We start from the raw sequence: 26,565 nt of genomic DNA on the forward strand, positions 1-26,565 counted from the left end.
GACTTTTCGATAGGTTCTTTAGGTCCTGATTTCTAAATACCTCGGGAGGGGAAAATGAAACGACTGGCGATCGTGGCGAGTTCGGCGTTGATGGCTGCAACGTTCTTATTCGCCGTTGGAGTGCATAGCTCTTATGCAGCCACCAAGGTTGATTGCGACAAGGTTATGGACGAGCTGAACGGCGGCAAGTCAGCCAAGGACGTCGCGAGCGATCTCGGGATCTCGCGCTCAAGCGTCTATCGCTGCAAGCGGCATGCGAAGGCCGCTGCCAAGGCTGGCACCAAGACGATGCCGGAGAATCGCGGCGAGCCGGTCGGATCGCCCGCGGCGATGCCATCGTCGGCTGCTTCTCCTGCTGCAAACTGAGCATATCCGGCTACGAAGTTCTGATCTCCCGCGCGCAGTTACGCTGCGCGCGGGATTTATTGAGGATCAGCGCCGCGCTCGAGCCTGAGGCCTGCGCGGCTTACGCGACATCATGAGCAAATGCGAATTGTGCGAGCTGCGCGAGTATACGCAGAAATACGCGGCGTTCACTCATCCGTTCAAATTCACGATCCTCGATTGCGATTCGTGTGACACGCCGATGGCGGTGCTCGGCGACCATCGCCAGACTCCCACCGACGAAGAGCGCGCGTTCATGATTGAGGCATTGTCTCTTATTGCGCGCGTAAAATACGGTGCCGACAAATTCGTTATCGACGGCGTGATGCGCCAGATTCCCGATCATTGCCATATGCATGCGCGCCCGATTCGGCGCTTCGACTGGTAACTCCAGAACGCTGACGGTGTGTTTCGCGACACTGTTACGTAAGACGAATTTCTCTAATACTGACTGACCCTTCGGTCATTTTGGGTGCAGTCTCCATCCCTTCCAAGGTAGCTCGATGCTTCGTGTAGTTTCGTTGCGTCATCGTCGCCGTTGGGTCGCTTTTTGAGACAATTCGACCGTTTGGGTCAGATGACCGGGTTATGCTATATGCCGCGCCGATAAGCAGCGTCGTCTGGGGAGATGGCGCCGCCTGCAGAAGCAAAGCCAGGGTTCACACTGCAGGTTTCCTTCAGGAGGTACGGGGGAAATGGCGAACGGTACGGTTAAGTGGTTCAGCCCCAAGAAGGGCTACGGTTTCATCACGATGGAGGACGGCCAGGAGGTCTTCGTCCACTACAGCGCGATCGGCGGGGCAGGCTTCCGATCACTCGAACAGGGTGAAAGGGTCGAGTTCGAAGTAGCGCAGGGGCCCAAGGGACTTCAGGCGTCGAACGTCGCTCGCGCGTGAAGCTCACAACATCCAGTTAAAAGCGGGGGAGGAAGTGCGCGTGGCGAGGGAAACTTCCCTCGCCTGACGCGCGCTTGCGCGCCATCGGTCCATTCAATTGCCGGAGCGATGCCAGCGCTCGCCGAAGCGCCCGTCGTGGATTCGCGGCCAAACCGGTTTGCGATACGGCCGCACGAACCCGTCGGCCGGATATCCCAGCGGAATCAAGGCGATTAACTGAAAATGCTCAGGCACGCCGAGCAGTGCCTTGGTCTCAGCCTCGTGCGGCGACAGCATCGTAGTCATCGCGCTGCCGATTCCGAGCGCGCGAGCCGCGAGCATCATCAGCTCGATCGCGGGAAAGATCGAGCCATAAGTCGCGCCAAAATTGGTTAGATCCTCGGCGCTGCCACGCTCCACGCGCATCTTGGGCCGATCGAGGAAGACGATAACGTGCGCGGGCACGATTGCGAGTGAAGCCGCGAATTCATCGCCCATGCTGAGCGCCTTTTTCGCTCGCGGCGAGAGTTCCTTGCGGCCCCGAATAATCGAGGTCTCGCGGTAAGGCTCCCAACTCGCCAGGTACAGGCGCTGGATTTCCGCCCGCGTCGCCGCGTCGCGCACGACGACGAATTCCCATGGCTGCGCATTCGATCCCGACGGTGCCATGTTGGCCGTGGTGAGAATCGTCTCGAGATCACGCTGAGCAATGGGTTTATCCAGAAAGCGGCGCACTGTCGGCGCGCTGGTGGCAACTTCAAAGAAATCCATCGGCGTCTGAGCTCTCATCCTGATTTTGGCCGCATCGTACCACACGGCCTTTAGCGCAAGGGAGTTTCGTTCATATAGCGGAGCGTGTCGTCGAGGTCGCGGATACCCGCGTCGAAGCCAAGCCCGGTCGCGACCAGCGCGGCTGCTGCGTTGCCAAGCCGTATCCGTTCGGGCGGCTTCCATCCCAGCAGTATCGCGCGGATGAATCCCGCGCAGTACGCATCGCCGCATCCCGACGTGTCCGACACTTCGACCGCATACGCGGGCAGGCGAAACATCTCGTGCGAGGCCACCATCAGGCTGCCCTCGCCGCCCATCGTCAGGATAACGCCGCCGACACCGCATTCGAGGAGCTCATCGAGAATGATGCTGCCCTGGCCTTGGGGAATCTGCCTGACGGGACCGGCCCAGGATGTCGAGAACGTGCGCGCCGAGCGCGACGACTTCGATACTCATCCGCCGCCGGCCGCGGCTTTGCCGCGATCGCGATCGCGCGCGGCAATTTCGCGATCCTGCCGCGCCACGACGGCGTCGAAGAGCTGCGACGCGATCGCATCGGGCAGCGTGCTGATCGCTCTTCCGGTCGCCAGCGCCTGCAAATACACCGACGAAATCTTCTCGAGCAGCTCGACATAAGTGAAGGTTCGCTCGAGGTCGGCGCCGACGCAGAGCGCGCCGTGGTTCTGCATGATGTAGCAGTGGCAGCGGTTCCTGACCTTGTCCGCCACCATCTCGTGCAGCTCGCGCGTGCCCGAAAGCGCGTAGGGAATGATCTCGACGACATTGCCGATCGCGAGCGCGACTTCGTCGAACAGCGGCGGGATCGGCTCGGCAATCAGGCTGAGCGCGCTCGCGCCGCGCTGATGGGTATGAATGACGGCGCGCACGTCGGGACGGGTCTTGTACGCCGCGACGTGCATGGGCGCTTCGATCGATGGCTTCAGCTCGCCCTCGATTCGTTTGAGGTCGAAATCGACGACGCAGATGTCGCCGGCTTTCATTTTGTTGTAAGGCAGCCGGGTGGGCGTGACCACGATCGCGTCCTCGTCATCGACCAGGACTGACACGTTGCCGGCGCTGCCGGAGCGCGTGCCGAAGAACCCTTCCGCGGAGAGCTGGCAGCTCATCCCCAGCACGAGTTCCTTGTAATCGTCGTATCGTCCCATTAGCTGAACCGCCGCCCCCCGATACGCGCCGCTATTTTCCTATTGTTTCGCGCGAATGCCTAGACCGCGCGTCAGGCCAATTCCAGTGCGAAGTCACCGCGCGAAGCGACGCGCCCCACGATGGCGGCGTCGCGATGGTCCGAGGCGTGGAGCTCAGCCAAAAGGGCCATCGATTGGCGCTCAGGGAGGGCTATAAGCAAGCCGCCGGAAGTTTGCGGATCGAACGCGATCTCAGCCATTTCATCCGCGACTTCGTCTGCGATCTTCACCTGCGCATCGTAGAACTCGCGATTACGCTTGCCGCCGCCGGGGATCATTCCCGCGCGCGCAAGTTCGATCGCTCCGGGCAGCAGCGGCAAATCCGATTCTTCGAACACGATCGTGACGTCGCTGCCCTGGGCCATCTTGAGCGCATGTCCGACCAGGCCGAAGCCGGTGACATCGGTCGCGGCGTGCACGTCGTGCTTCAGCATCAACGATGCGGCCGCGGCGTTCAGCTTGGTCATCGATTGCACGGCGGCGAGGTACTGATCCTCCGGCAGCGCATCGCGCTTGAAGGCCGTCATGGTAATCCCAGTGCCGAGCGGCTTGGTGAGGATCAGCGCATCGCCAGGGCGCGCGCCAATATTCCTGACGATCCGCCGCGGATCGATCACCCCGGTGATCGCCATGCCGAATTTGACTTCGTCGTCAGCGACGCTGTGGCCGCCGACAATCACGACGCCAGCCTCGCGGGCTTTTTCGGCACCGCCGCGCATGATCTCGGCAAGCATCTCGGGCGGCAATCCCGATTGCGGCCAGCATACGATGTTGAGTGCGGTGCGCGGCACCCCGCCCATCGCGTACACATCGGAGAGCGCGTTGGTCGCGGAAATTTGGCCGAAGGTGAAAGGATCGTCAACTATCGGCGTGAAGAAGTCGACCGTGTTGACGATCGCGAGGTCGTCGGAAAGACGAAACACTCCGGCGTCGTCGCCGGTGTTGATACCGACGAGCAAATCCTGGCTGCTCGGAAGCTCCAGCCGCGACAATACCGCGTCAAGGTCCGCCGGACCCAGCTTGCCGGCTCAACCCGCGGCTTTGCAGCGCTGCGTCAGCCTCACCAGTTCGCCCCGCGACGGATTGTTGTCTTTGTCGCTCACGCGAACATTGTCGCGCAAAGCCCCAAGCAAGTCAGCCGCGAATCAGCTTCTCAGAGAAAGAAAAAGACTCACCATCAAAGGCACAAAGACCCCAGGATAGCTTTTGATCGGATAGTCGATTCGGCCTGACTGGTCGTCACTTTAAGACGATGAACGCCATCCAATCTGTCATCCTGAGCGAATTCGAAGAATCCTGGTGGCCGCCCAAAGGGACCGCTGCCAGACATCGCGCGCAGCGCCTCCGATATATAAAAAAATAGTGGCAGTGATGGATCCCGAGGCCTCGACTCAGATTGCGCCGCATCTGCTCGCCGGAGAATCGATACTCTGGAGCGGGCGGCCGCATGAAACGCGATCGATCGTTATCCGCGTCGCGATCGTCGTTACGCTCGGCGCAATTGTGCTGGCGATGCGTCTGCTTGCGCCCGAATCCAACCTTGGGGTGGCGATGAATCAGAGCGCAATCCTGCTCGCCGCGATCGTGATGCTGTTTGTCGGCGAGGGCGCACTCTTCCACAGCTATATCAGTTCGACGTTCTACGCCGTGACCAATCAACGCGTCATCATTCTCACCGGATTGCGCGAACACCAAGCGGTCGGTGTCCTGCTCGATCGCCTCAACGGTCCGCTGATGAAAGTGCGGCGGCATCTCGCCACGATCACGCTTTACGCAAGCGCGATCGAAAGCGTGCCTGGAGCGATCGACCCGATGCTCGCGTACATACCATTCTCGAATCCCTCACTCCCCCAAATCTGGGGCGCGCGCGGCGAGTGCTACAAGCTGGTCGGAATCCACGACACCGCCCACGTCTACGAGCTGATTCTGAACGCGGCCCGGGAACTGGACGACGCAGAATACCGGTGACCGTTTGTCACATCGCCGCTCCGATTCCACGCCGCAAGCTCAAGAGGATCGTCGCGCCGATTCGACGCTCTGCTGTCCTGGAGAGCGCTGCGAAACTTAAATCGACTCCGCTCTCGAAAGCGATTTCTAGTCCCCTCTCCTGGGAGAGGCTGAGGGAGAGGTTAAACGCTGGAAGTCATCCACACCGAGGACGCCAGTATCCACCAGCAGGAGCTACGCCCTAGGGATGCGCGGAGGCGCGTGCGTTTGCGGCCAACGCCGACGCGAGCGCGTTCAGATCGTTGACATCGTAATAGTCGATCTCGATTCGACCGGGATTGCGGCCGCGCCGCCGCATGATCCGGACTTTGCGCTTGAGCACCCGCTGCAGGCTCTCAGCCAACGCGGTCAGATTCGGATCGATGCGCTCTGGCTGCGACGCGGCGCGCTGCACGCGCGGCTTACCCTCGGCGATTGCAATTTCTTCGGCGCCGCGGGCTGTAATACCGCCTTCGACGATTCTGCGCGCCGCCGCGATTTGCGCTTCTGCCGTGGCCAGCGCGAGCAAGGGACGCGCCTGGCCCGGGCGCAGCGTTCCGCGTTCGATCAGATCGAGCACCGGCCGCGGCAGATCGATGAGTCTTATCGTGTTGGTGACGAAAGCGCGGCTCTTGCCAATCCGCGCCGCGATTTCTTCATGCGTCAGGCCGAAGTCGCGATTGAGACGCGCGAGCGCGCGGCCCTCCTCGACGGCATTCAGATCCTCGCGCATCAGGTTTTCGACCAGCGCCATCTCGAGCGCGCCGCGATCGTCGAGCTCGCGAATCACGACCGGAACTTCGGCGAGTCCCGCGGCGCGCGCGGCGCGCAGCCGCCGCTCGCCCGCGATCAGCTCGAAGATCGCGCCGCCCGGCAGGTCATCGGTATGTCGTTTGCGCACCACCAGCGGCTCGATAACGCCCTGCGATTTGATCGCCTGCGTCAGCTCATCGAGGCTTTGCGGATCGAAATTGGTGCGCGGCTGAAAAGGGCTCGGATGGATACTCTCGATCGTGAGCATCATAAGCTGCGCGTCGAGGGCCGGACTCATCCGCGGGTTAAAGCTGTCGCGGGCGCCAATCAAAGCATCAAGCCCCCGCCCCAATGGTTTCCGATTCATATGATCACCAGTGATTGACTGTTTGTTAGCATAGAGACCAATGCCCGCCCCGCACCCGCGCTCGCGGTGTCATTGAATAACGCCACCGCCTCTTTCTGTCCCCTGACAGGAGAAGACTGTAAACAATTTGTGGAGAGCGCTACTGGTCCCCCTTTCCGATGCGGGAAGGGGTTAGGGGTTAGGTCGATCTTCTTGCTCGACTCCACGCAATACCTGCTGCGGTCGAGGCCGCCGACGACCCTCACCCGGCGCCGCGATGCGGCGCCGGCCTCTCCCTGGTCAGGGAGAGGGGTTTTAGAGAGGGATGTGCCGCGAAGTGTCATGGTTCACAGGGACCGGGAATATTAACTGCCAGTCAGCATCGCTCAGGCGTGGAGCATCCCGGTTTTTCTTTCCTTGGCGATCACTTCCGCAGCCAGCGCCCGGTAGCCTTCGGCGCCTGCCGACTTCGATTCGTACTCCAGCACCGAGAGCCCGTGGCTGGGACTTTCCGAGAGCCGCACGTTGCGCGGAATAACGCTGCGAAAGATCTTTTCAGGAAAATGCTTGCGCACCTCGGCTGCAATTTCATGGCTGAGACGATTGCGCGAGTCGAACATCGTGAGCAACAGACCCTCGATCGCGAGCTCGGGCCTCAGCGCAGCGCGGACCTTGTTGATGGTCGCGACGAGGGAGCTCAGACCCTCGAGCGCGTAGTACTCGCATTGCATCGGAACTAGGACCGCGTCGGCGGCTACGAGCGCATTGAGCGTCAGAATACCGAGCGAGGGCGGCGTATCCACTAGAACATAGTTATATTCCGTCTTGACCTGCTCCAGCAGCGCTCTTAAGCGCCGCTCCCGCCCTTCCATCATTACCAACTCGATCTCGGCGCCGACCAGATCGTCGCCGGCTGGTGCAAGGAAAAGCGAGGGCCGAACCTGCTTGATGATATCCGTCAGCGGTTCGCCGCCTATCAAAGCCTCGTAGATGGTCTTGCCTTCCTCGCGAACGGCGCGGGCATCCTCGGCGCGGGTCACTCCTGAAGTGGCGTTGCCTTGGGGATCGAGGTCGACCAGAAGCACACGCCGACCGGTATCCGCCAGCGCGACCGCGAGGTTGATCGCGGTCGTCGTTTTGCCGACACCGCCCTTCTGATTCGCAATTGCGATTATCCGTCCCACAACCGCCGCCTCATCCCATCCCATGCGCGAAGGACTCGCGCATCCTCGAAACTGCGACGCAATGTTTCACGTGAAACATCGCACCCAAGTTCGATTAAATCCGCCGGGCCGACGGAAATCAACGCAGAACCGCCGATTTCTGCACAGTGCTCGAATCTAGCCCTGATTTGAAGAGGAATTCAGATGCGCAGCCAGGTCGCCAGCGCCATCTCAGCCGTCAGCGAGCTGCGTCGAAGATCGTAATGTGCGCTGATCGGATGGCCCAGGCCGACCTTTTCGGCGATTCGATTGTCGAACTGCTGCTTCGCGCTCGCATAGACGATCAGCATCCCCCCGAGCTTGAGGACTCGCGCCGCTGCCGCGAAGATACCGTGGTCGACACGGACGCCCTTCACGGTAACAAAGTCGAAGCCGTCTCCCGGATCGACTGCCTCGGCATAGGTGGGTTCGACCTCGACGTTTTCGAGCCCCATCTCGGCGGCGGCTGCTTCGAGGAAGTGCTGCTTCTTGCGGCGCGGCTCAGTCAGGATGAAGTTCGCCTTGGACGCAGCCGCCAGGATAAGCCCCGGGTAGCCAGCGCCGCTGCCGATATCAAGAATCAAGGTACCTCGCTCGATCATCCTGGTAAATTCCGGAGCCTCACCGCTGGCCGCCAGGATCAACGGCATCAGGCTATCGATAACATGGAACGCCATCTGGCCGGGGTCGCTGGCGTCGGCGGTGAGGTTAGCCTTGGCGCCCCATAGCGCGAGTGTCGAGCCGAACAATTCGAGGCGGCGCGGCAGGTCGGGACGGCCAAAGGCTTTCGACGCGAGGAACGGCTCAATCTGCGCCCGGAGCATCGCACCTGTTTCGGCGGGAGTTGGCCCTGTCTGTCGAGTGGTTCGAGCTTGCGGCTTGGAATGTTTCACGTGAAACATTCCCCGCGCCTGGAATCGCTGCGATGTTTCACGTGAAACATTGCCGGCAACTCAGATAGCCCGGATATCGCGGCTGCGTCGACTTTTAATATGGACCGCAAGGAGCGAGATAGCCGCCGGAGTAATCCCGGGCATCCGCGCCGCCTGACCGAGCGAGCGTGGCCGCACCCGCGTCAGCCGCTCGCGAACTTCGGTGGAAAGACCCGAGACGCCCTGGAAGTCGACCCACTCCGGAATCGAAGTGTCCTCGAGGCGCTTGAAGCGCTCGACAGCCTCGTTCTGGCGCCGCACGTATCCGGAATACTTCACTTCGGTCTCAAGCTCTGCGATCTCATCGATAGTCAGCGTCGATTCGACGCCGACGAGCTCGAGAATCGACGCATGGGAGAGCTCTGGCCGTCGCAGCAGCTCGATCGCCCGGATAGCCTGAGGAATCGGCGCGGAACCGTACTCGACGAGACGCGAATTGACCGCATCGGTGGGATGAATCGTCATCGAGCCGAGACGGGCAAGCTCGGCGCGAACGGTCTCGACCTTCGAGCGCATCCGCGCGCTGGCTGCCGGGTCGAGCAGGCCCAGGCGCTCACCAATTGGCGACAACCGCCGGTCGGCGTTGTCCTCGCGCAGCAGCAGACGATACTCGGCGCGCGAGGTGAACATCCGATACGGCTCGCCACCGATTCCGCGCGTGACGAGGTCGTCGATCATCACGCCGATATAGGCCTCGTCGCGCCGCAGGATCAGCTCCGGCTCGCCACGCACCTTCAGGGCGGCATTGATACCGGCGATCAGTCCCTGCGCCGCCGCTTCCTCGTATCCGGTCGTGCCGTTGAGCTGGCCGGCGAAGAAAAGCCCGCCAATCAGCTTGGTCTCCAGCGACGGTCCAAGCTGGGTCGGGTCAGAGAAGTCGTATTCGATCGCATATCCGGGCCGCATGATCTCGGCCGCCTCGAGCCCCGCGATTGAATGCACCATCGCGACCTGCACGTCGAGCGGCAGGCTCGTAGAGAGGCCGTTGGGATAAACCTCGACGGTGTCGCGGCCTTCGGGTTCAAGGAAAATCTGATGGCGCTCCTTGTCGGCGAAGCGCATCACCTTGTCCTCGACCGATGGGCAATAGCGCGGGCCGCGGCTCTGGATAATCCCGGAATACATGGGCGAACGATCGATCGACGCGCGGATGATGTCGTGAGTGCGCGCGTTGGTCCATGTGAGATGGCACGGGAGCTGGCTCTGCTCGATCCGCTCGGTGCGAAATGAGAACGCAGGCGGCGGTTCATCGCCGGGCTGGATCTCGAGGCGCGAATAATCGATCGTGCGCGAATCCAGGCGCGGGCAGGTTCCCGTCTTGAGGCGTCCGATACGGAATCCCAGCCGCGCGAGGTCGTCGCTGAGGCCCATCGCGGCGAAATCGCCGGCGCGGCCCGCCGAATAGTTGCGATCGCCAATATGGACGAGGCCCTTCAGGAACGTCCCGGTCGTGAGCACAACGGCGGGCGCCTCGAAGACCTCGCCAATCTGCGACTCGACGCCGCGCACCGCCCCACCCTCGACAATCAGGCGCTCGACGCTCGCCTGGCGCACCTTCAGATTCGGCGCGGATTCGAGCACGCGCTTGCTGCGCGAGCGATACGCCGCCTTGTCGGCCTGCGCACGGCGCGCCCGCACGGCAGGACCCTTGCGCGTATTGAGGAAGCGGAACTGGATGCCGGTCGCGTCGATCGCGACGCCCATCTCACCGCCGAGCGCGTCGATCTCGCGCACCAGGTGGCCCTTGCCGATCCCGCCGATCGCGGGATTACACGACATCTGGCCGATATGGTCGAGGTTGAGCGTCAGCATCAGCGTGCGCGCGCCCATCCGCGCCGCGCCGAGCGAGGCCTCGATACCGGCGTGCCCCGCGCCGACTACGATAACGTCGTACTTCATGGCAATCGGGTGATTATCGCGTGCGTGGGCCTGCCGCGCAAAGGGTGATGTTACTAAAAGTAGGAGAAATATACAGCAGTAGATCACCCCTAAGGTACCAAGGCACTAAGGGAAAAAAATAATTCTGACTTTGTGCCTTGATGCCTTTGTGGTGAGTCTTTTCCGTTGCTGTCTTACTTTCCTATGCAGAATTCGCGGAACACAGCGTCGAGTACGTCCTCGCTGGTGACTTCGCCCGTGATTTGGCCGAGCGCGTCGGCCGCTGCCATCACATCCACCGCGATCATTTCGGGCGGAACTCCCTTGAGTGCGCCCGCGCATGCCTCGGCTAGCGCCGCCGCTGCCTTCTCGAGTGCCACGCGATGGCGTTCGCGCGAGATCGCGATTTCGTCTGATGCGGGCGCGGCCGTTATCGCCGATGCGGCGCGCTCGAGCTCGGCGCGAATCGCGGCTGCGTCCTCGAGCACGAGCGCCGACACGCCGAGGATCGGTATCGTGAGACCGCGCTCGCGCAGCTCGTGCGCGGTGAGGCGCGGCGGCAGATCGCGCTTGTTTAGCAGCGCGATTCCCGCACGCCCGCGGGCGATTTCGATCACTCGCGCGTCGTCATCTTGGAACGGACGCGACGCGTCGAACGCGGCGATCAGCAGCTCGGCGTCGCGCGCGGCGCGGGCGGTGCGCTCGATCCCGAGGCGCTCGACCTCGTCGCCCGCCTCGCGCATCCCGGCCGTGTCGGCGAGCGTTATCGAGTACGGGCCAAGCGCGATGAAGTCCTCGATCACGTCGCGGGTCGTGCCCGGGACCGCGGTGACGATTGCGCGCTCTGCCCCGAGCATCAGGTTGAGCAGGCTCGACTTGCCGGCGTTGGGCTTGCCTACGATCGCGGCGCGGATTCCCTCGCGCACGATTCGGCCGCGCGCGAAGGTGTCGCCGATCGTGGCGACCTCCGCCCCAAGCCGCTCGATCGCGCGCGCGATCTCGTCGCGCGCGGGCAGCTCGATATTCTCATCGGCGAAATCGATCTCGGCTTCGAGATGCGCTCGAATCGCGATCACTTCGTTGCGCAACCTGCCGACGCGCTCCGACAATGCCCCCGAAAGTTGCGCAAGTGCCTGCGCCAGAGCGGTTTCGCTGCGCGCCTCGACGAGGTCGGCGACCGCCTCGGCCTCGGCCAGATCGATCCGGCCGTTGAGAAAAGCGCGGCGGCTGAACTCGCCCGGCTCGGCCATCCGCGCGCCGTGCTCGATCGCGAGCGCGACGATACGCCGCACGATGTACGCGCCGCCGTGGCATTGGATCTCGGCCACGTCCTCGCCGGTGAGGCTCTTCGGCGCGATCATGATCGTCGCCATCGCGCGATCGATTTGCGCGCCGGTCGCGGAATCGATCACATCGCCCAGCTTGAGTTCGCGCGGACGCAGTGCGGCTCCGGGCGGCCGCCAGATCGCATCGAGGATCGCGATCGCGCGCGGGCCGGAGAGCCGCACTATCGCGACCGCGCCCCGCCCCGCCGCGGTCGCCGGAGCAACAATCGTATCCTGCACGTACATCGCGGCTATACGCTAGCATGGCAATGACCGATCAAACGGAGTCTCGATGGCCCCTGATTTCGACGTGTAATCGGCACGTTCAGCTCTCCCTGTCGTCTGAATCCACCGGGCTGAGGGGCGAGCGAGTAGGCAAAAATCATCCACAAAGGCACGAAAGCACTAAGAAGGACCTTTGTGCCTTCGTGTCTTTGAGGTGAGACTTTCGATTTTCATCACCAAAGGCCGCCAACGCGGGTCAGGCGACCGCGCAAAAATCCTCGTATTCTCTTGCCCGCGGGGCTGCGGTATGGTTCGATTGTGCGTTCAGGGTTTCCGCCACCCCGGACCTATGAGCGGCGAGACCTACCGACAACGGACCCCATCCCGGGGAAGGGTCCGAATTCGAATGAAATTGGCCGCCAGCGATGAAAAGGACCTATCAACCTCACAACCGCCGCCGCAAACGCACCCACGGCTTTCTGGCGCGCATGGCCACGCCCGGCGGCAGAAACGTACTCAAACGCCGGCGCGCCAAGGGCCGCAAGCGCCTGGCAATCTCGATCCCGGCCAAGCAGCCCGGCTAGACCGCGTCCGCACGCCCACGAGCTTCGGCGCTATTGACCGGCTACATAATAGCCTCGAGTTCCTTCGTCTCCAGCGCCACGGCGTGCGCCAGCAGAGTGCCCATTTCGTGCTCTATGCGGGAAAAATCGGGGATGACACCGACTCGCGCCTCGGTATCACCGTGTCGCGCAAGATCGGCAATTCGGTCGCGCGCAATCGGATCAAGCGCCGGGTGCGCGAATGCTTTCGGCTGGCGCTGCGCGGCATGATTCCGCGCGGCGTATCGCTGGTCGTGATCGCTCGCGGCGGCGCCGCCGCTCTGGATTCATCGGCGATTTCCGGCGAGCTGCTCGCCGCAACTGCCAGTATCGCTTCGAGGCTCGCGCGATGAGCGCCGCGGCTTCGATGCGCGAGCTGCCGCGCCACGCCGCCTCGGGCGTACTTCGCCTTTACAAAGTCACTCTCTCACCGCTGCTCGCCGCCCTGTTCGGACCGGCCTGCCGCTTCGAGCCGACCTGCTCGGAGTACGCCGCTCAGGCGATCGCTCATCGTGGCCTGATACGCGGCGGCGCGATGGCGCTCGTCCGCTTCGCACGATGCAACCCGCTTGGCGGTCACGGTCACGATCCCGTGCCCCGCCAATCCTGAGGATAACAGCCAGTTGGATACTAGCCGCGTAATCGTAACCGTCATCATCTCGCTCGTCCTGATCATCGCCTACCAGGAACTGGTGCTGAAGCGGCTCTATCCGCCGCAGACCCAGAGCGCGCCGGCCAACAAGAATCTGCCGACCAGCGCCGCTTCGCCTTCCACCACTTCAGCCGAGGCTCCGCTCACGATGGCTCCAGGAGCCACTCCGAGCGCGGCGGCGCCGGGAGCGCCGGAGCATACCTACCAGGTCGAGACCAATCTTTTCATCGCGACCTTCACCAGCCACGGCGGCCGCCTCAGAAGCTTGAAGCTGAAAAAGTACAAGCAGTTCGCCGGACCGACGAGCCCGCTCTACGAGATGGTGCGCGCGCCGTACGGCGGTCGGCTGCCGCTCGGCGCGTTGTTAACTCATAGTGGGCAGCTCTTCGACGATAGCGCGATGACCTACACCTCGTCGTCGCCCGACAAAGTTTCCGTCGATGGCGGCGCGTCGACCCTCACCCTCGACGGACAAACGCCCGACGGCGAGAAGATCGAGAAGACCTTCACCTTCAAGAACGATACTTACGCCTTCGACATGGACGTGACCGCGGCGGGCCCGGCAGCTCCCGACGAGCTCGGCATCTCGATGAGCCAGCCGCTGGGAACGCTTACCGGGTATCGCGACTATCCGGAGTTGCAGGCCGACGTCGGCGACAAGGTTTTCACCCAGCTCGAAAAGAAGCTCAAGCAGGGGGTGCCGCCCGTCAGCGGGACGATCACCTTCGCCGGATTCGGCGACCGCTACTTCCTGGGCGCCTTCCTGCCATCGAGCCCGGCCTCGGGCACACTCTTGATGGCGTATGCGGACGACGAAGCGATCGCGCGGCTGCTGTTTCCGAAGGCGATGCACGTCTCGACCCAGGTCTACATGGGGCCGAAGCTGCTCGAGGCGCTCGAATCGGTAAACCCCTCGCTGCACAAGGCGATCGACTTCGGATGGGCCGGGATTCTGGCGCTTGCTTTCCTGCGCGCACTAAAGTTATTCCATCTCATCGCGCCCAACTGGGGCGTGGACATCCTGCTGATGACCGCCGCGATTCGTATCGCGTTCCTGCCCCTGTCGATCAAGAGTCAGCGCTCGATGCTCAAGATGCAGCGTCTGCAACCGCAGATGACCAAGCTGCGCGAAAAGTACAAGGACAACAACGATCAGCTCCAGCGCGAGATGATGGACCTGTACAAGCGCAATCACGTCAATCCGCTCGGCGGATGCGCGCCGATGGCGCTACAGTTGCCGATTTTCATCGGCCTTTACGAGGCGCTGCTCAACTCGATCGAGCTGCGCCACGCGCCTTTTGTTGGATGGATCAATGACCTGTCGGTGCCCGACTGCCTGCATATTTCGTGGATGCCCCAGCTGCCGCTGGTGCCGTGCCACGGACTGCCGGTGCTGGTGCTGCTGATGGGTCTGTCGAGCTTCGGCCAGCAATACCTGACACCGACCTCGCCCGATCCTAATCAGCAGAAAATGATGATGCTGACGCCGCTGATTTTTACCGTGATGCTGATAAACTTTCCGTCGGGTCTTTCCCTTTACTACTTCGCCTCGAACATGCTCGGCGTTATTCAGCAATTCTTTCTCAATCGCGAAATGAAGAGCTACACACCTGCGACATGAGCACCAACGATTCGATTGAAGTATCGGCCGCCACGGTCGAAGAAGCGATCAAGGACGCGCTCGAGCAGCTCGGCGCCAATGAAGACGACGCGACCATCGAGGTCCTGGCCACGCCGCGCGCGGGCGTGCTGGGCCTCGGCGCGCGCCAGGCGCGCGTGCGCGTAACGCGGCGTCCGCAGCTCGCGGCGACCAGCGGGGTGCAGGCGCCGCCTCCCGCTCCACCGCTTGTCAAGTCCGCATCGGCGCCCGCCCCGCGCGAGGAACGCCCGCGCCGGCCCGCTCCCGAGCGGCCTCGTCCGCAGCCTGAGCGGCGGCCCGTTGAGCCCCGCATATCGGCTCCAGAGGCCAACGGCGAGGAAACGCCTGAGGGCGATCGTCAGCCGGCGGACCTCGAGCATCAAGGCCAGGAGGCGAGCTCGATCCTCGGCCAGATCCTTCAGCTGATGGGCGAGAAGGCGGATCTCAAGCAGCTCGACGCTGACCAGGAGTCAATCGAGATCGAGATCAAGGGCGACGGCTCCGGCATCCTTATCGGCAGGCATGGGCAGACGCTCGACGCGCTCGAATACGTCGTTAACCGGATCCTGGCGCGGCGGATCAAGGACGCCGTTCCGATCTCGCTCGAGACCGAATCGTATCGCGCGCGCCGGCGCCAACAGTTGCATCGCATGGCGCTCTCGATGGGTGAGAAGGCCAAGCGCGAGCACGGCCCGGTAAGACTCGAGCCGATGCCGCCGCGCGACCGCCGTGTCGTGCATCTCGCGCTCAAAGACGATCCGATGCTGACGACGCGCTCGGCGGGCGAAGGTTTCCTGCGCGCGATCGAGATCGTGCCGGCGGAAGGCACTCGACGCGAGCGTGAAAGAGGCAGCCAGCCACGCGGCCGTCGCCGCGAACGCGGCAACAATACTGAGCCGCGCGCCAACGAGCCGCGCAACAACGAGCCGCGCGTCAACCAGCAGGAGCGCAACGAGCGCCAGCCCACCGATGCAATCGGCGAGCAAGGCGGCTTCAAACACGGCCAAAAGCGCCTGTTCTAGGTTGCAGGGTTTGCTTACAGTCCCGCGGCTGACGCAATGATGCTGGCCGCGCGAACTGAAGCTCATCTTTTTTTGTGTCATCCCGAGCGTCTGTGAATCTTTCCGGCGCGCTCGTAATCACAATCATTGGCCGCGATCCGTTCCGTCATCTTGAGCGGAGTCTGCGGAGTCGAAAAGCCTGCCCCGAGCGAAGTCGAATGGGATCTCGGAGGCCCCGAAGGGGCCGGTACCGATAAGCGCGCGCAGCGCTTTCCTCATTTCCTAAGGAAGGGCGATGCGCCGCCGGCATCACTGGGTGTTTGCTTCGCTCAATTCGCGTGGCGGCGGGATTGGGCCGCGGAGGCGTTCGTAGGCGGCGGCTACTTGCAGGACTTTTGATTCTTCGAAGAGTCTGCCGATAATTTGCATCGAGAGTGGCAGGCCGCTTTCTGACAGGCCGGTTGGAATTGCCAGCACTGGTTGGCCGGTGGTGTCGAAGCCTTGCGTGAAGCGGAGCAGGGTCTGCACCAGGTCGACCTTTGCGGCGGGGTCGATGGTCGAGCCTTCGCCGATTTTTGGCGCTACGATGGCGCTGCCGGGTGCGAGCAGGACGTCGCGATTCCCTAACGCGGCGTTGGCTTCCGCCAGCGTTCTTGCGCGCGAGCGTTGGGCGCGAATGTAACTCGCGGCGGTCGTGAGCATGCCGAACTCCAGCACGCGGCGGGTGTCGTCGCCGTAGTCCTGCGGCCGCTCGCGCATCCACTCTTCGTGATACTCGAACGCTTCGGCGAACGTGATGATGCCGTTGGCGATGCCCGCGAGTGGCAGCGACGGGATCGACACTTCGTCGATCGCGACGCCTTCAGACTTGAGCGCCGCGACTGCCGCGTCGAACGATTTCCGCGCATCGTCGGAGAGGCCGTCGTTGAGTTCCTTGACGATACCCATCCGCATCCCGCTTAATTTCGAGTCGAGGCCGATCGAGTAATCGGTGACGCGTTCGCGGCTCGAGGTTGAATCGTTGCGATCGTGGCCCGCGATCACGTTCATCATCAGCGCGGCGTCACGCACGGTGCGCGTTATCGGCCCCACGTGGTCGAGAGTGTAGGAGAGCGGGATGACGCCGTAGCGGCTGACGCGGCTCCAGGTTGGTTTCAACCCGACGCATCCACAGAGAGCAGCCGGGATTCTGATCGAGCCGCCGGTGTCGCTGCCGATCGTGGCGGCCGCGGTGCGCGCGACGATCGCCGCGGCGCTGCCGCCGCTCGATCCGCCCGGGATGCGCTCGGGATCGTAGGGATTGCGGACCGCGCCCCAGTGCGGGTTGGTCGAGGTGACGCCGTAGGCGAACTCGTGAAGGTTGAGCTTGCCGAGCAGCACGGCGCCTGCGCGACTCAGGCGCGTCCACACCGTCGCGTCGAACTTGGGTTTGAAGTCGGCGAGAATCTTCGAGCCGCCGGTGGTCAGGATGCCCTTGGTGTAGAGAAGATCCTTGAGCGCGATCGGAACGCCGTGGAACGGCCCGCGCCATTCGCCGCTGGCGATTTCAGATTCGGCTTTGCGCGCGGCCTTGCGGGCGACATCGTCGGTCACGGTGATATAAGCGCGGAGCTTCGAATCGACTTGGGCGATTCGCGCCAGGTAGGCCTCGGTCAATTCGACCGGTGAGATTTCGCGGGCGCGCAGCTTGTCGCCGAGCGCGACGACATCGAATTCGAGCAACTCGGAGTATGACATCGGCATCCTCGATCGGATGATCAGCGCTTCAATTTGGCGAGGCGCGCGGCTTCGGCGGCGATCACGGGGTAGCTGAACGGGACTGAAACGTCGTCGAGCGTCAGCGCCTTCAGATGCTGCGACAGCGTGAAGATCGGGCCCGCGCCGTTCGCGATGGCCTGCGCGTCGGTGTCGGAGACTTCGTAGGAGTAGAGATCGTGGAGGGTTTTCCTGACGGTATCGGCGGTGAGCATTGGTCTTTCTATACGCTCGCTGTGAGAGTGCGTCGATAACTATCGGCAGGACAGACACCGGCCCCTTTGGGGGCTTCCAAGATCTCTCGACGTCGCTCGGGATGACAAAATTTAATGCGCTGACTGGTTGTTGTCGGAATCAACTGGCTGCCATCCACTCCGTCATCCTGAGAGTGTGTGAAGAAAATGGCTCTTCCGTCGTTTTGATTGGTGGCCGCCAATTCGATCTCGGGCAGGGCCTCACGCCGCGATTTACTTCAGAGCGCGTAAAATGAAACCGGCGCGATCCTTCAGGGACCGCGCCGGTAGGTTTTCTGGTTATGCGATCAGCTTAGAAGCTGGCTGCACGGACCATCGCGTCGGTGGTGAAGAAGCTCTTGTCCACCGCGCCCATGTTGATGTACCAGCATTCGCGCTCAGGCGTTTCCATGCCCGGCAGATAGCACATCGTCGCGAGGCCCGATTGCACGTCGGTCGAAACCGCGCCTACGACGAACGAGCGCTTGAACGGATAGATCGCGACCTTCGCATCAGGCACCGGACGATCGCGCGTCGCCAGCCAGTAGATATGGCTGCGGAAGAGGCGGCCGGCACGATCATAGGTGTCGATGTAGGGCTCAAACCACATTTCGCTGTCCATGTAGATGACAGTGCGGGAATCGAGCGCGTTGATGCGCGAGCGATCAGGCAACGCCTGCACGATGTACAGGTGGCGCATTTCCCACGCTTCGGGGCATGCGCTGGTGCCGCCGTCGGTCGGGCAGCGCTGCTCAGGCGAGTGGACCGCATGGATCGTCGCCAGCATGTTCTTTTCGCCCAGGAACTTGTAGTTGTACTGCTCGGTCTTGGGGTTGAAGCCCGAATAGTGGTCAGGATCCCACGAGTGGGCCGAGGTGCCACCGGCGGTGGTGGACGAGCTCAGGATCGATTCGTCGACGCGGCGCAGTCGGCGCGAACCGGCGCTGAGTGACCAGGTGTCGTCGCCGCGCTTCGGATCAGCATAGCGCCAGCGGATGAAGCCGGTGCCGCGGATTTCCTGGGGCGCGAGCAGAGGATAGAGGCCGAACAGCCAGTAGCGGCCAGTGACTTTGAAATCGGGATCGATCGGAGTCGGCTCGACTTCGGTGCGGCCGACGAGATCGTATCCGGCGTAGTGACCGATCTGAAAGTACTCGATCTGCTGCGTCTGCGGGCCGCTCTTTTGATAGGCGGAGTCGCAATCGTAGTAGCGCAGATCGTAGTCATCAGTTGTGATCGGACGGAACACGTTGTTCCAGATGATCTTCTCGGCAACCTCAGGATCGTTGGCGTCGATCAGCGGGAAGGGCTGGCCCGCCACATAGCCGACGACGCTGCGCTTATCCTGCGAGAGCCGAACCTGTGAGGAGTACTTTTCGGTCGCGTCCTTGTAGGGCGGCGGCCAATCGACTCGCTCGGTGGGGACGACCTTCATCGACATCCCGTGTTGAACCTTGTAGTAGACACCGGGCCCGACAAGGTCCTGAACCTTTGCTGCATTCTCAGGCGTGATGAAATCGCCTGGTTTGACCTGGGCGTAGCCAGTGCCGGCGAGCGACGAGATCGCCGCCAGCGACAAGGCCGCCAGTGTCGTCTTGACCAACGACGACGTCTTACTCTGCCTATGCATACCTGCTGGCCTCCAAAGCTTAGGATGCGCGTGCATGAAATTTCGCGCGCATTTCTCGCTCGGACATTAGGCGTGCCGAATTTCCGAAGTCAAATCGGTTTCTCGCAGATCGCCAAGTGTGTGATGGAATTGCTCTAGACGAATTCAACGAAGCTAATGTTGATTCGACGCTACAGTCGCCGATTTTCTTCAGCGTAGAAAGATTATACGTTTCAGCGAAGTTAATGCTGAATTTCGAAAAGGGTCCAGAGTGGGCGGATTATTGATCTCGGGAGGGCAGCGGTGCGAGCGGTGGTTCTTATTGAATTTGGGTCAGTTCAATTTTGAAAATTTTTCAGGTCTCGGATTAGTATTAGTGTGCTTCGCAGAATATTTTTGAGGGCCGTAAAATCTGCGAAATCTGCTGCTTCTCCTGCTTCGATCAATCAGGTCAGCCACGCCCCTCATGATCGATTCTGTTACTGCAAGTGGCTGGTGCTAATTTTCTTTCAGTAAGCGCAGTCGCCGCTCGAGCACTTAGGAGAAGAAGGCGCGGCCCCTCGAGGAGGCCGCGCCCATTGTTTCTCTTTCGCGAGCGGTTAGAAGTTGGCCGCGCGCACCATCGCGTCCGTGGTGAAGAAGGTCTTGTCCACCGCGCCCATGTTGATGTACCAGCATTCGCGCTCTGGCGTTTCCATACCGGGCAGGTAACACATCGTGCCGAGACCGGTCTGAACGTCAGTGGAAACCGCGCCTACGACGAACGAGCGCTTGAACGGATAGATCGCGACTTTCGCATCAGGCACAGGACGATCGCGCGTCGCCAGCCAATAGATGTGGCTGCGGAAGAGGCGGCCCTGGCGATCGTAAGTGTCGATGTACGGCTCGAACCACATTTCGCTGTCCATGTAGATGACAGTGCGGGAATCGAGCGCACCGGCGATGCGCGAGCGATCGGGCAGCGCCTGCACGACGTACATGTGGCGCATTTCCCACGCCTCGGGGCAGGCGCTGGTGCCGCCGTCAGTCGGGCAGCGCTGCTCGGGCGAGTGGATGGCGTGGATCGTTGCCAGCATGTTCTTCTCGCCCAGGAACTTGTACTGATACTCCTCGGTCTTGGGGTTGAAGCCGGAATAGTGATCAGGATCCCAGGCGTGGGCGGATGTTCCGCTCGTCGTCGAGGAGCTCATGATCGCTTCGTTGATACGGCGGACGCGGCGCGAACCGGCGTTGAGCGACCAGATATCGTCGCCCCGCTTGGGCGCGGCATAGCGCCAGCGGATGAAGCCCGTGCCGCGGATCTCCTGCGGCGCGAGGATCGGATACAGGCCGAACAGCCAGTAGCGATCGGTGGTCTTGAAATCCGGATCGATCGGCATCGGCTCGACTTCGGTGCGGCCGACCAGGTCGTAGCCGGCATAGTGGCCGATTTGGAAGTACTCGATCTGCATGGTCTGCGGCCCGTTCTTCTCGTAGGACGAGTCGCAATCGTAGAAGCGGAGATCGTAGTCGTCGGTGGTGATCGGGCGGAAGACGTTATTCCAGATGATCTTCACCGCGACGTCGGGATCGTTCGCATCAATCAAGGGGAAAGGCTGACCCGCAACGAACCCCACCACGCTGCGCTTATCCTGCGACAGGCGAACCTGCGAGGAATACTTTTCGGTCGCGTCCTTGTAAGGAGGCGGCCAGTCAACTCGCTCGGAGGGCACGATCTTCATCGTCATGCCGTGCTGCACTTTGTAGTACACGCCCGGTCCGACGAGATCCTGAACCTTCGAAGCATTGTCGGGAGTGATGAAATCTCCCGGTTTAACCTGGGCGAAGCTGGTGCCGGAGATCGCTCCCGCGGCGACGAGCGCTGCGCCCGCGACGGTCGTCTTAATCCAAGACGACATCCTACTGGTCTGCATACCTGGCCTCCAAGCTTTTTGAAACGCGAGACCCAAGAGCCGCGTTTGTCTTGGCGCGACATTAGGATGGGTGTTTCTTGGCGTCAATTCAGATCATTGCAAGGCGCGAATTAGCAGGAGCGATGATCGATTTTGATTTAATGACAGCTAATGGCAGTCCTGGCCGCGCAGCAACCTGCGCAGGAGCTCGGCGAGCCGAGTATGGTCTCGTCATACAATATTCAAAATCAGGACTAAAAGCCGAAAATCTGCAGATTTTACGCAATATTGGCGAGGAGACGAGGCGAGGACGGAATTGACTAAAATTCAACAGAAGCCGGGCTGACCAGAACCTCCGAATAAGTTTAATTCCTCTATTCGAGCTCGAAAATCAGACTGCGAACAGTGCCCGCTTGATGCCTGAGATATATGATGCAGCAATTCCTTGCAGCGTTATGTTTTCTAATTCTAAGAGCTGATCCTCCTAATTTTTTGGTCAGCGCAAAGTTTCAGGCGATGCGGGCCCCGCGAGGGACCCGCACCGCCACTCGGCTCTTATCCCCTGGCGACGATCAGAAGTTGGCCGCGCGCACCATCGCGTCGGTGGTGAAGAAGCTCTTGTCCACCGCGCCCATGTTGATGTACCAGCATTCGCGCTCCGGCGTTTCCATACCGGGCAGGTAGCACATCGTGCCCAGACCGGTCTGAACGTCGGTCGATACCGCGCCTACAACGAACGAGCGCTTGAACGGATAGATCGCGACTTTCGCATCGGGCACAGGACGATCGCGCGTCGCCAGCCAATAGATGTGGCTGCGGAACAGGCGGCCCTGGCGATCGTAGGTGTCGATGTACGGCTCGAACCACATTTCACTGTCCATGTAGATGATCGTACGCGAGTCGAGCGCATTGATCTTCGAGCGATCGGGCAGCGCCTGCACGATATACATGTGGCGCATTTCCCAGGATTCGGGGCAGGCGCTGGTGCCGCCATCAGTCGGGCAGCGCTGCTCGGGCGAGTGGATGGCGTGGATCGTCGCCAGCATGTTCTTCTCGCCCAGGAACTTGTAGGTGTACTCCTCGGTCTTGGGGTTGAAGCCGGAATAGTGATCGGGATCCCACGAATGCACCGAGGTGCCGCTGGCGGTTGACGAGCTCATGATCGATTCGTTGATACGGCGGACGCGGCGTGAACCGGCGTTGAGCGACCAGATATCGTCGCCCCGCTTGGGCGCGGCATAGCGCCAGCGGATGAAGCCCGTGCCGCGGATTTCTTGCGGCGCGAGAATCGGGTAAAGGGCGAACAGCCAGTAGCGATCAGTCGTCTTGAAATCCGGATCGATCGGCATCGGCTCGACTTCGGTGCGGCCGACCAGGTCGTAGCCGGCATAATGGCCGATCTGGAAGTACTCGATTTGTTGGGTTTGCGGCCCGCTCCTGGTGTAGGACGAATCGCAGTCGTAGAAGCGCAAATCGTAGTCGTCAGTCGTGATCGGGCGGAAGACGTTATTCCAGATGACCTTGACCGCGACGTCAGGATCGTTCGCGTCGATCAGCGGGAAGGGCTGGCCGGCGACATAACCGATAACGCTGCGGCGATCCTGCGAGAGGCGAACCTGCGAGGAATATTTTTCGGTCGCATCCTTGTATGGAGGCGGCCAGTCAACGCGCTCGGAGGGCATGATCTTCATCGTCATGCCGTGCTGTACTTTGTAGTACACCCCGGGTCCGACGAGATCCTGAACCTTCGAAGCGGTGTCGGGCGTGATGAAATCTCCGGGTTTGACCTGGGCTGCGGCCGGGCTCGAGAGCGCAGCTAGCGCGACGAGAGCGGAGCCTGCCAAGGCGGTTGGCAACCAACGCGAGACGGTCTTCCTGAGCATACCTGGCCTCCAAGCCTGCGAAGCGGTGGACCCGTCGCAGTGATGAAACCGACATTAGAAAGCATGTTTCTGGAAGTCAATTTTAATTATTGAAACCCCGAGATTTAAAGCAAGAATACTGTTTTTCTATTTCAGAATCACTAATGTAATAATAACGGCGTTCCTGGACCGTATTGTCTGCCAACGGTAGCCACATCCGCTGGATCTGCGGCTAACTCTTCAATTAATTCAGGTCTTTTTTCGAGGATCTCCCAAGTCGCGTTGTTGACCTCATTTCAGCAGGCACCGATATGACCACAGCGTTGGATTAGTATTATTCTCTCGATTACAATTCGATATGTTATCCTCGACAACGATCACACTTTCAAACACAACTGAAACTCATCTGCGTGTTTTTTCCATTAGCACCGCTCATTTCCAACATTCAAATAAATGAAAAAGGGCGCGGCTCTTTCGAACCGCGCCCTGCAAAACCGGACTGCGTGCGAACTAGAAGTTCGCCGCGCGCACCATCGCGTCGGTGGTGAAAAAGCTCTTGTCCACCGCACCCATGTTGATGTACCAGCATTCGCGCTCAGGCGTCTCGCGGCCGGGCAGGTAACACATCGTCGCCAAGCCAGACTGCACGTCGGTCGAAACCGCGCCTACAACGAACGAACGCTTGAACGGATAGATCGCGACCTTCGCATCGGGCACCGGACGATCGCGCGTCGCCAGCCAATAGATGTGGCTGCGGAACAGGTTGCCCGAACGATCGTAGGTATCGATGTAGGGCTCGAACCACATTTCGCTGTCCATGTAGATGACAGTGCGGGAATCGAGCGCGTTGATGCGCGAGCGATCGGGCAGCGCCTGCACGATGTACATATGGCGCATCTCCCACGCTTCGGGGCATGCGCTGGTGCCGCCGTCAGTCGGGCAGCGCTCTTCGGGCGAATGGACCGCATGGATCGTCGCCAGCATGTTCTTCTCGCCCAGGAACTTGTACGTGTACTGCTCGGTCTTGGGGTTGAAGCCCGAATAGTGATCGGGATCCCATGAATGCGCGGCGGTTCCGCCCGACGGGTTGTTGCCGCCCGCGGTGGTGGACGAGCTCAGGATCGACTCATTGACGCGGCGCACGCGGCGCGAGCCGGCATCGAGTGACCAGGTGTCATCGCCACGCTTCGGATCGGCATAGCGCCAGCGGATGAAGCCGGAGCCGCGGATCTCCTGCGGCGCGAGGAGCGGATAGAGACCGAACACCCAGTAGCGGCCGGTCGTCTTGTAGTCGGGATCGATCGGGGTCGGTTCCACTTCGGTGCGGCCGACCAGGTCGTAACCGGCGTAGTGACCGATCTGAAAGTAGTCGATCTGCATGGTCTGCGGACCGTTCTTCTCGTACGACGAGTCGCAGTCGTAGTAGCGCAGATCGTAGTCGTCGGTCGTGATCGGACGGAACACGTTGTTCCACACGATCTTCTCGGCGACTTCAGGATCGTTGGCGTCGATCAGCGGGAAAGGCTGACCGGCCACGTAGCCGACGACGCTGCGATGGTCCTGCGAGAGCCGGACCTGCGACGAATACTTCTCGGTCGCGTCCTTGTACGGCGGCGGCCAATCGACGCGCTCGGTCGGCACGATCTTCATGGTCATGCCGTGCTGGACCTTGTAATACACGCCGGGTCCGACCAGGTCCTGTACTCTTGAAGAGTTCTCGGGCGTAATGAAATCGCCCGGTTTCACTTGTGCGAAGCTCGTGCCGGCTAGCGATCCGCCCGCTACCAGCCCGAGGAGCATCGCGGTCGTCTTCATCCATGACGACGTCCTCTGTTGATGCATTAAAATCCTCCGGAAAATAATTGGCGCAGGAAAATCAACTGCGCGGTTGGGTGCAATCGAAATTAAGAAATCGAAATAAATGAGGCAATTTGATCAGCGCGCAAATCGCGAAGCGCGCCGTGCAATCGCCCGCGCGGTTTTCAATCGGGCTAATGACGTTGATTCAATTGGGGACAGGATCGCCGCGCACCGCTGCGCCAGCGATCAATTGGCAATTTCTCAATAAGAGATAGAGAACTTCCGGTAATTGCGCGCTTTTACCCGCTCTCTCATTAGCTGGAGATGAAGTCAGAATAACTATTTCATCTGCTGACTTGCGGGCCATATCCAGACAATCGAAAATCGACATTAGAATTTCTACGGTCGGAGGCCGGAGCGAAAATCGCGAATGAAACTGCGAATATTGGTCTTGCTTCCCGCGCACGCGTCTGCTGATTAACTTGCGCGCACGGACCTCGAACAGTTGAATTTCAGTCAGATGCGGAAACGCCGGAAGCGAGCGCGTCGCCTCCGGCGTTGATGTGCTTTTCTAAAGACGAGCGCTCAGGCGTTCGGATCGAGTCCCCATTTCTGCTTGTTGGCCGCAATCTGCTCGGGCGTCGGATGCTCGGTCTGCACGAACGACTTCACCTTGAACTGATCGGTGATATCGACCATCGCGTGGTTGAGCTCGATATCGTCCTTGAGCACCTCGGGTACTGCCGGCTCCTCGAAGATCGCCTGCCATGGGCACTCGGGCTCGCACGCGCCGCAGTCGATGCATTCATCGGGATGGATATAGAGCTGGTTGGGAAATTTTTCCTTATCGGAGCCGACATACTCGTAGATGCAATCGACCGGGCATACGCTGACGCATCCGGTATCCACGCAATCGCGGCAGAGACGGGTAATCGTCCAAGGCATCGAATCATCCTCTCCTATTGAGAAGCCTAGCCCCCCTAAACTATATCGGCTTAGCGGTTCAGAAAAGCCTCAGCATCCTTTGGATGCTTGTTTTGCGGGGCCGCCATAATATTTAGGATGTGCCCGCGCGCTGCAAGCGCCGCGGACAAGGAAAATCGCCATGAGCGTAGAATCTTCACCTAAGAAAACGCGGACCGAATCCGACAGCATGGGCGCGATCGAAGTCGCGCAGGATCGCTACTGGGGCGCCCAGACCGAGCGCTCCCTGCTGCACTTCTCGATCGGCTTCGATCGCATGCCGCGCTCGGTCGTGCGGGCGTTCGGCATCCTCAAGAAGGCCGCGGCCGAAGTTAATCGCGATCTCGGCAAGCTCTCACCCGAGAAAGCCAGGCTCATCGTGCAGGCCGCCGACGAAGTGATCTCGGGCAAGCTCGACGATCATTTTCCACTGCGCATCTGGCAGACCGGCAGCGGCACCCAGACCAACATGAACGCCAATGAGGTCATCTCGAACCGGGCCATCGAGCTGGCGGGCGGGGTGATGGGCTCGAAGGATCCGGTTCACCCCAACGACCACGTCAACATGTCGCAGTCCTCCAACGATACGTTTCCGACCGCCATGCACATCGCGGCGGCGGAGGAGATTGTGCACCGGCTGCTGCCCTCGGTGGTGGCGCTGCGCGACGCGCTCTA

At 61.2% G+C, this 26,565-nt stretch carries 27 protein-coding genes; 10 read left to right on the forward strand and 17 right to left on the reverse strand.

All coding sequences use genetic code 11. From position 1 onward, the window contains the following. The first annotated feature begins 54 nt into the window (after positions 1–54). The 3 genes from VMA09_19645 (at position 55) to VMA09_19655 (ending at position 1,280) form a co-directional block, all read left to right on the forward strand. The gene (locus VMA09_19645; protein HUA35833.1) at positions 55–366 is read left to right on the forward strand and encodes a hypothetical protein; all 312 of its coding nucleotides are present in this window, start codon (positions 55–57) and stop codon (positions 364–366) included. A 112-nt stretch (positions 367–478) separates the two neighbouring features. Then, the gene (locus tag VMA09_19650) at positions 479–772 is read left to right on the forward strand and encodes a hypothetical protein (protein HUA35834.1); all 294 of its coding nucleotides are present in this window, start codon (positions 479–481) and stop codon (positions 770–772) included. A 307-nt stretch (positions 773–1,079) separates the two neighbouring features. Then, positions 1,080–1,280, forward strand: coding sequence for a cold-shock protein (locus VMA09_19655; GenBank protein ID HUA35835.1), 201 nt, complete (start codon positions 1,080–1,082; stop codon positions 1,278–1,280). A 93-nt stretch (positions 1,281–1,373) separates the two neighbouring features. Here VMA09_19655 and VMA09_19660 read toward each other — a convergent pair whose 3' ends face one another. The 4 genes from VMA09_19660 to selD form a co-directional block, all read right to left on the reverse strand. Beyond that, positions 1,374–2,030 carry a nitroreductase family protein gene (locus tag VMA09_19660; GenBank protein HUA35836.1) on the reverse strand — a complete coding sequence of 219 codons (657 nt, stop codon included), beginning with the start codon at positions 2,028–2,030 and terminating at the stop codon, positions 1,374–1,376. 50 nt (positions 2,031–2,080) lie between these two features. Then, positions 2,081–2,419 (reverse strand): PfkB family carbohydrate kinase, encoded by a 339-nt coding sequence (locus VMA09_19665; GenBank protein ID HUA35837.1) that lies wholly within the window; start codon positions 2,417–2,419, stop codon positions 2,081–2,083. Between the two features lie 63 nt (positions 2,420–2,482). Next, positions 2,483–3,196, reverse strand: coding sequence for a class II aldolase/adducin family protein (locus VMA09_19670; protein ID HUA35838.1), 714 nt, complete (start codon positions 3,194–3,196; stop codon positions 2,483–2,485). Positions 3,197–3,267: 71 nt separating this feature from the next. Further along, complete coding sequence (gene selD / locus VMA09_19675; GenBank protein HUA35839.1) at positions 3,268–4,338, reverse strand: selenide, water dikinase SelD; 1,071 nt, start codon at positions 4,336–4,338, stop codon at positions 3,268–3,270. A gap of 259 nt (positions 4,339–4,597) precedes the next feature. On the opposite strand from selD, the gene VMA09_19680 reads away from it, so the two are divergent. Beyond that, entirely contained in the window at positions 4,598–5,203 is a 606-nt protein-coding gene (locus VMA09_19680; protein HUA35840.1) for a hypothetical protein, read from the forward strand. Positions 5,204–5,423: 220 nt separating this feature from the next. Here the strand turns inward: VMA09_19680 and VMA09_19685 are convergent, their stop codons facing one another. From VMA09_19685 to mnmE, 5 genes are all read right to left on the reverse strand, one after another. Further along, entirely contained in the window at positions 5,424–6,272 is an 849-nt protein-coding gene (locus VMA09_19685; GenBank protein HUA35841.1) for a ParB/RepB/Spo0J family partition protein, read from the reverse strand. Between the two features lie 434 nt (positions 6,273–6,706). After that, entirely contained in the window at positions 6,707–7,504 is a 798-nt protein-coding gene (locus tag VMA09_19690) for a ParA family protein (GenBank protein ID HUA35842.1), read from the reverse strand. Positions 7,505–7,683: 179 nt separating this feature from the next. Further along, on the reverse strand, positions 7,684–8,346 hold the full coding sequence (locus tag VMA09_19695; protein HUA35843.1) for an RsmG family class I SAM-dependent methyltransferase: 663 nt from the start codon (positions 8,344–8,346) through the stop codon (positions 7,684–7,686). Positions 8,347–8,475: 129 nt separating this feature from the next. Continuing rightward, entirely contained in the window at positions 8,476–10,353 is a 1,878-nt protein-coding gene (gene mnmG, locus VMA09_19700) for a tRNA uridine-5-carboxymethylaminomethyl(34) synthesis enzyme MnmG (protein HUA35844.1), read from the reverse strand. Between the two features lie 173 nt (positions 10,354–10,526). Beyond that, complete coding sequence (gene mnmE / locus VMA09_19705) at positions 10,527–11,903, reverse strand: tRNA uridine-5-carboxymethylaminomethyl(34) synthesis GTPase MnmE (GenBank protein HUA35845.1); 1,377 nt, start codon at positions 11,901–11,903, stop codon at positions 10,527–10,529. 404 nt (positions 11,904–12,307) lie between these two features. On the opposite strand from mnmE, the gene rpmH reads away from it, so the two are divergent. From rpmH to jag, 5 genes are read left to right on the forward strand one after another with little or no spacing between them, the layout of a single operon-like run. Then, positions 12,308–12,466, forward strand: coding sequence for a 50S ribosomal protein L34 (rpmH, locus tag VMA09_19710; protein HUA35846.1), 159 nt, complete (start codon positions 12,308–12,310; stop codon positions 12,464–12,466). A 32-nt stretch (positions 12,467–12,498) separates the two neighbouring features. Beyond that, positions 12,499–12,837 (forward strand): ribonuclease P protein component, encoded by a 339-nt coding sequence (rnpA, locus tag VMA09_19715; GenBank protein HUA35847.1) that lies wholly within the window; start codon positions 12,499–12,501, stop codon positions 12,835–12,837. Continuing rightward, complete coding sequence (gene yidD, locus VMA09_19720; protein ID HUA35848.1) at positions 12,834–13,094, forward strand: membrane protein insertion efficiency factor YidD; 261 nt, start codon at positions 12,834–12,836, stop codon at positions 13,092–13,094. The genes rnpA and yidD overlap by 4 nt, the downstream gene beginning before the upstream one ends. 13 nt (positions 13,095–13,107) lie before the next feature. Next, a complete protein-coding gene (gene yidC, locus VMA09_19725) occupies positions 13,108–14,757 on the forward strand; it encodes a membrane protein insertase YidC (protein ID HUA35849.1) in 1,650 nt (549 codons plus the stop codon). Continuing rightward, positions 14,754–15,797 (forward strand): RNA-binding cell elongation regulator Jag/EloR, encoded by a 1,044-nt coding sequence (jag, locus tag VMA09_19730; GenBank protein HUA35850.1) that lies wholly within the window; start codon positions 14,754–14,756, stop codon positions 15,795–15,797. The genes yidC and jag overlap by 4 nt, the downstream gene beginning before the upstream one ends. Before the next feature lie 288 nt (positions 15,798–16,085). Here jag and VMA09_19735 read toward each other — a convergent pair whose 3' ends face one another. From VMA09_19735 to VMA09_19770, 8 genes are all read right to left on the reverse strand, one after another. Further along, positions 16,086–17,513: an amidase gene (locus VMA09_19735; GenBank protein ID HUA35851.1), complete on the reverse strand. Its 1,428-nt coding sequence runs from the start codon at positions 17,511–17,513 to the stop codon at positions 16,086–16,088. A 20-nt stretch (positions 17,514–17,533) separates the two neighbouring features. Next, positions 17,534–17,746: a hypothetical protein gene (locus VMA09_19740; GenBank protein HUA35852.1), complete on the reverse strand. Its 213-nt coding sequence runs from the start codon at positions 17,744–17,746 to the stop codon at positions 17,534–17,536. A 331-nt stretch (positions 17,747–18,077) separates the two neighbouring features. Beyond that, on the reverse strand, positions 18,078–19,394 hold the full coding sequence (locus VMA09_19745; GenBank protein ID HUA35853.1) for a DUF1329 domain-containing protein: 1,317 nt from the start codon (positions 19,392–19,394) through the stop codon (positions 18,078–18,080). Between the two features lie 578 nt (positions 19,395–19,972). Beyond that, positions 19,973–21,286: a DUF1329 domain-containing protein gene (locus VMA09_19750; GenBank protein HUA35854.1), complete on the reverse strand. Its 1,314-nt coding sequence runs from the start codon at positions 21,284–21,286 to the stop codon at positions 19,973–19,975. 551 nt (positions 21,287–21,837) lie between these two features. Continuing rightward, complete coding sequence (locus VMA09_19755) at positions 21,838–23,148, reverse strand: DUF1329 domain-containing protein (GenBank protein HUA35855.1); 1,311 nt, start codon at positions 23,146–23,148, stop codon at positions 21,838–21,840. A 489-nt stretch (positions 23,149–23,637) separates the two neighbouring features. Continuing rightward, positions 23,638–24,969 (reverse strand): DUF1329 domain-containing protein, encoded by a 1,332-nt coding sequence (locus VMA09_19760; GenBank protein ID HUA35856.1) that lies wholly within the window; start codon positions 24,967–24,969, stop codon positions 23,638–23,640. A 163-nt stretch (positions 24,970–25,132) separates the two neighbouring features. Continuing rightward, positions 25,133–25,318: a hypothetical protein gene (locus tag VMA09_19765; GenBank protein ID HUA35857.1), complete on the reverse strand. Its 186-nt coding sequence runs from the start codon at positions 25,316–25,318 to the stop codon at positions 25,133–25,135. Positions 25,319–25,512: 194 nt separating this feature from the next. Further along, positions 25,513–25,872 (reverse strand): ferredoxin family protein, encoded by a 360-nt coding sequence (locus tag VMA09_19770; GenBank protein ID HUA35858.1) that lies wholly within the window; start codon positions 25,870–25,872, stop codon positions 25,513–25,515. Positions 25,873–26,080: 208 nt separating this feature from the next. Between VMA09_19770 and VMA09_19775 the strand changes: the two genes are divergently transcribed. Then, positions 26,081–26,565, forward strand: a 485-nt coding sequence (locus VMA09_19775; protein ID HUA35859.1) for a lyase family protein, incomplete at its 3' end; no start/stop codon positions are given.

The organism is Candidatus Binataceae bacterium (assembly GCA_035508495.1).
Taxonomy (GTDB): domain Bacteria; phylum Desulfobacterota; class Binatia; order Binatales; family Binataceae; genus JASHPB01.

Coding starts and splice junctions, on each gene's coding strand:
- VMA09_19645 (HUA35833.1), top strand. CDS start 55: ATGAAACGACTGGCGATCGTGGCGAGTTCGGCGTTGATGGCTGCAACG.
- VMA09_19650 (HUA35834.1), top strand. CDS start 479: ATGAGCAAATGCGAATTGTGCGAGCTGCGCGAGTATACGCAGAAATAC.
- VMA09_19655 (HUA35835.1), top strand. CDS start 1,080: ATGGCGAACGGTACGGTTAAGTGGTTCAGCCCCAAGAAGGGCTACGGT.
- VMA09_19660 (HUA35836.1), bottom strand. CDS start 2,030: ATGGATTTCTTTGAAGTTGCCACCAGCGCGCCGACAGTGCGCCGCTTT.
- VMA09_19670 (HUA35838.1), bottom strand. CDS start 3,196: ATGGGACGATACGACGATTACAAGGAACTCGTGCTGGGGATGAGCTGC.
- VMA09_19685 (HUA35841.1), bottom strand. CDS start 6,272: ATGAGTCCGGCCCTCGACGCGCAGCTTATGATGCTCACGATCGAGAGT.
- VMA09_19695 (HUA35843.1), bottom strand. CDS start 8,346: ATGCTCCGGGCGCAGATTGAGCCGTTCCTCGCGTCGAAAGCCTTTGGC.
- mnmG (HUA35844.1), bottom strand. CDS start 10,353: ATGAAGTACGACGTTATCGTAGTCGGCGCGGGGCACGCCGGTATCGAG.
- mnmE (HUA35845.1), bottom strand. CDS start 11,903: ATGTACGTGCAGGATACGATTGTTGCTCCGGCGACCGCGGCGGGGCGG.
- rpmH (HUA35846.1), top strand. CDS start 12,308: ATGAAAAGGACCTATCAACCTCACAACCGCCGCCGCAAACGCACCCAC.
- yidD (HUA35848.1), top strand. CDS start 12,834: ATGAGCGCCGCGGCTTCGATGCGCGAGCTGCCGCGCCACGCCGCCTCG.
- jag (HUA35850.1), top strand. CDS start 14,754: ATGAGCACCAACGATTCGATTGAAGTATCGGCCGCCACGGTCGAAGAA.
- VMA09_19735 (HUA35851.1), bottom strand. CDS start 17,513: ATGTCATACTCCGAGTTGCTCGAATTCGATGTCGTCGCGCTCGGCGAC.
- VMA09_19740 (HUA35852.1), bottom strand. CDS start 17,746: ATGCTCACCGCCGATACCGTCAGGAAAACCCTCCACGATCTCTACTCC.
- VMA09_19745 (HUA35853.1), bottom strand. CDS start 19,394: ATGCATAGGCAGAGTAAGACGTCGTCGTTGGTCAAGACGACACTGGCG.
- VMA09_19750 (HUA35854.1), bottom strand. CDS start 21,286: ATGCAGACCAGTAGGATGTCGTCTTGGATTAAGACGACCGTCGCGGGC.
- VMA09_19755 (HUA35855.1), bottom strand. CDS start 23,148: ATGCTCAGGAAGACCGTCTCGCGTTGGTTGCCAACCGCCTTGGCAGGC.
- VMA09_19760 (HUA35856.1), bottom strand. CDS start 24,969: ATGCATCAACAGAGGACGTCGTCATGGATGAAGACGACCGCGATGCTC.
- VMA09_19765 (HUA35857.1), bottom strand. CDS start 25,318: ATGTCGATTTTCGATTGTCTGGATATGGCCCGCAAGTCAGCAGATGAA.
- VMA09_19770 (HUA35858.1), bottom strand. CDS start 25,872: ATGCCTTGGACGATTACCCGTCTCTGCCGCGATTGCGTGGATACCGGA.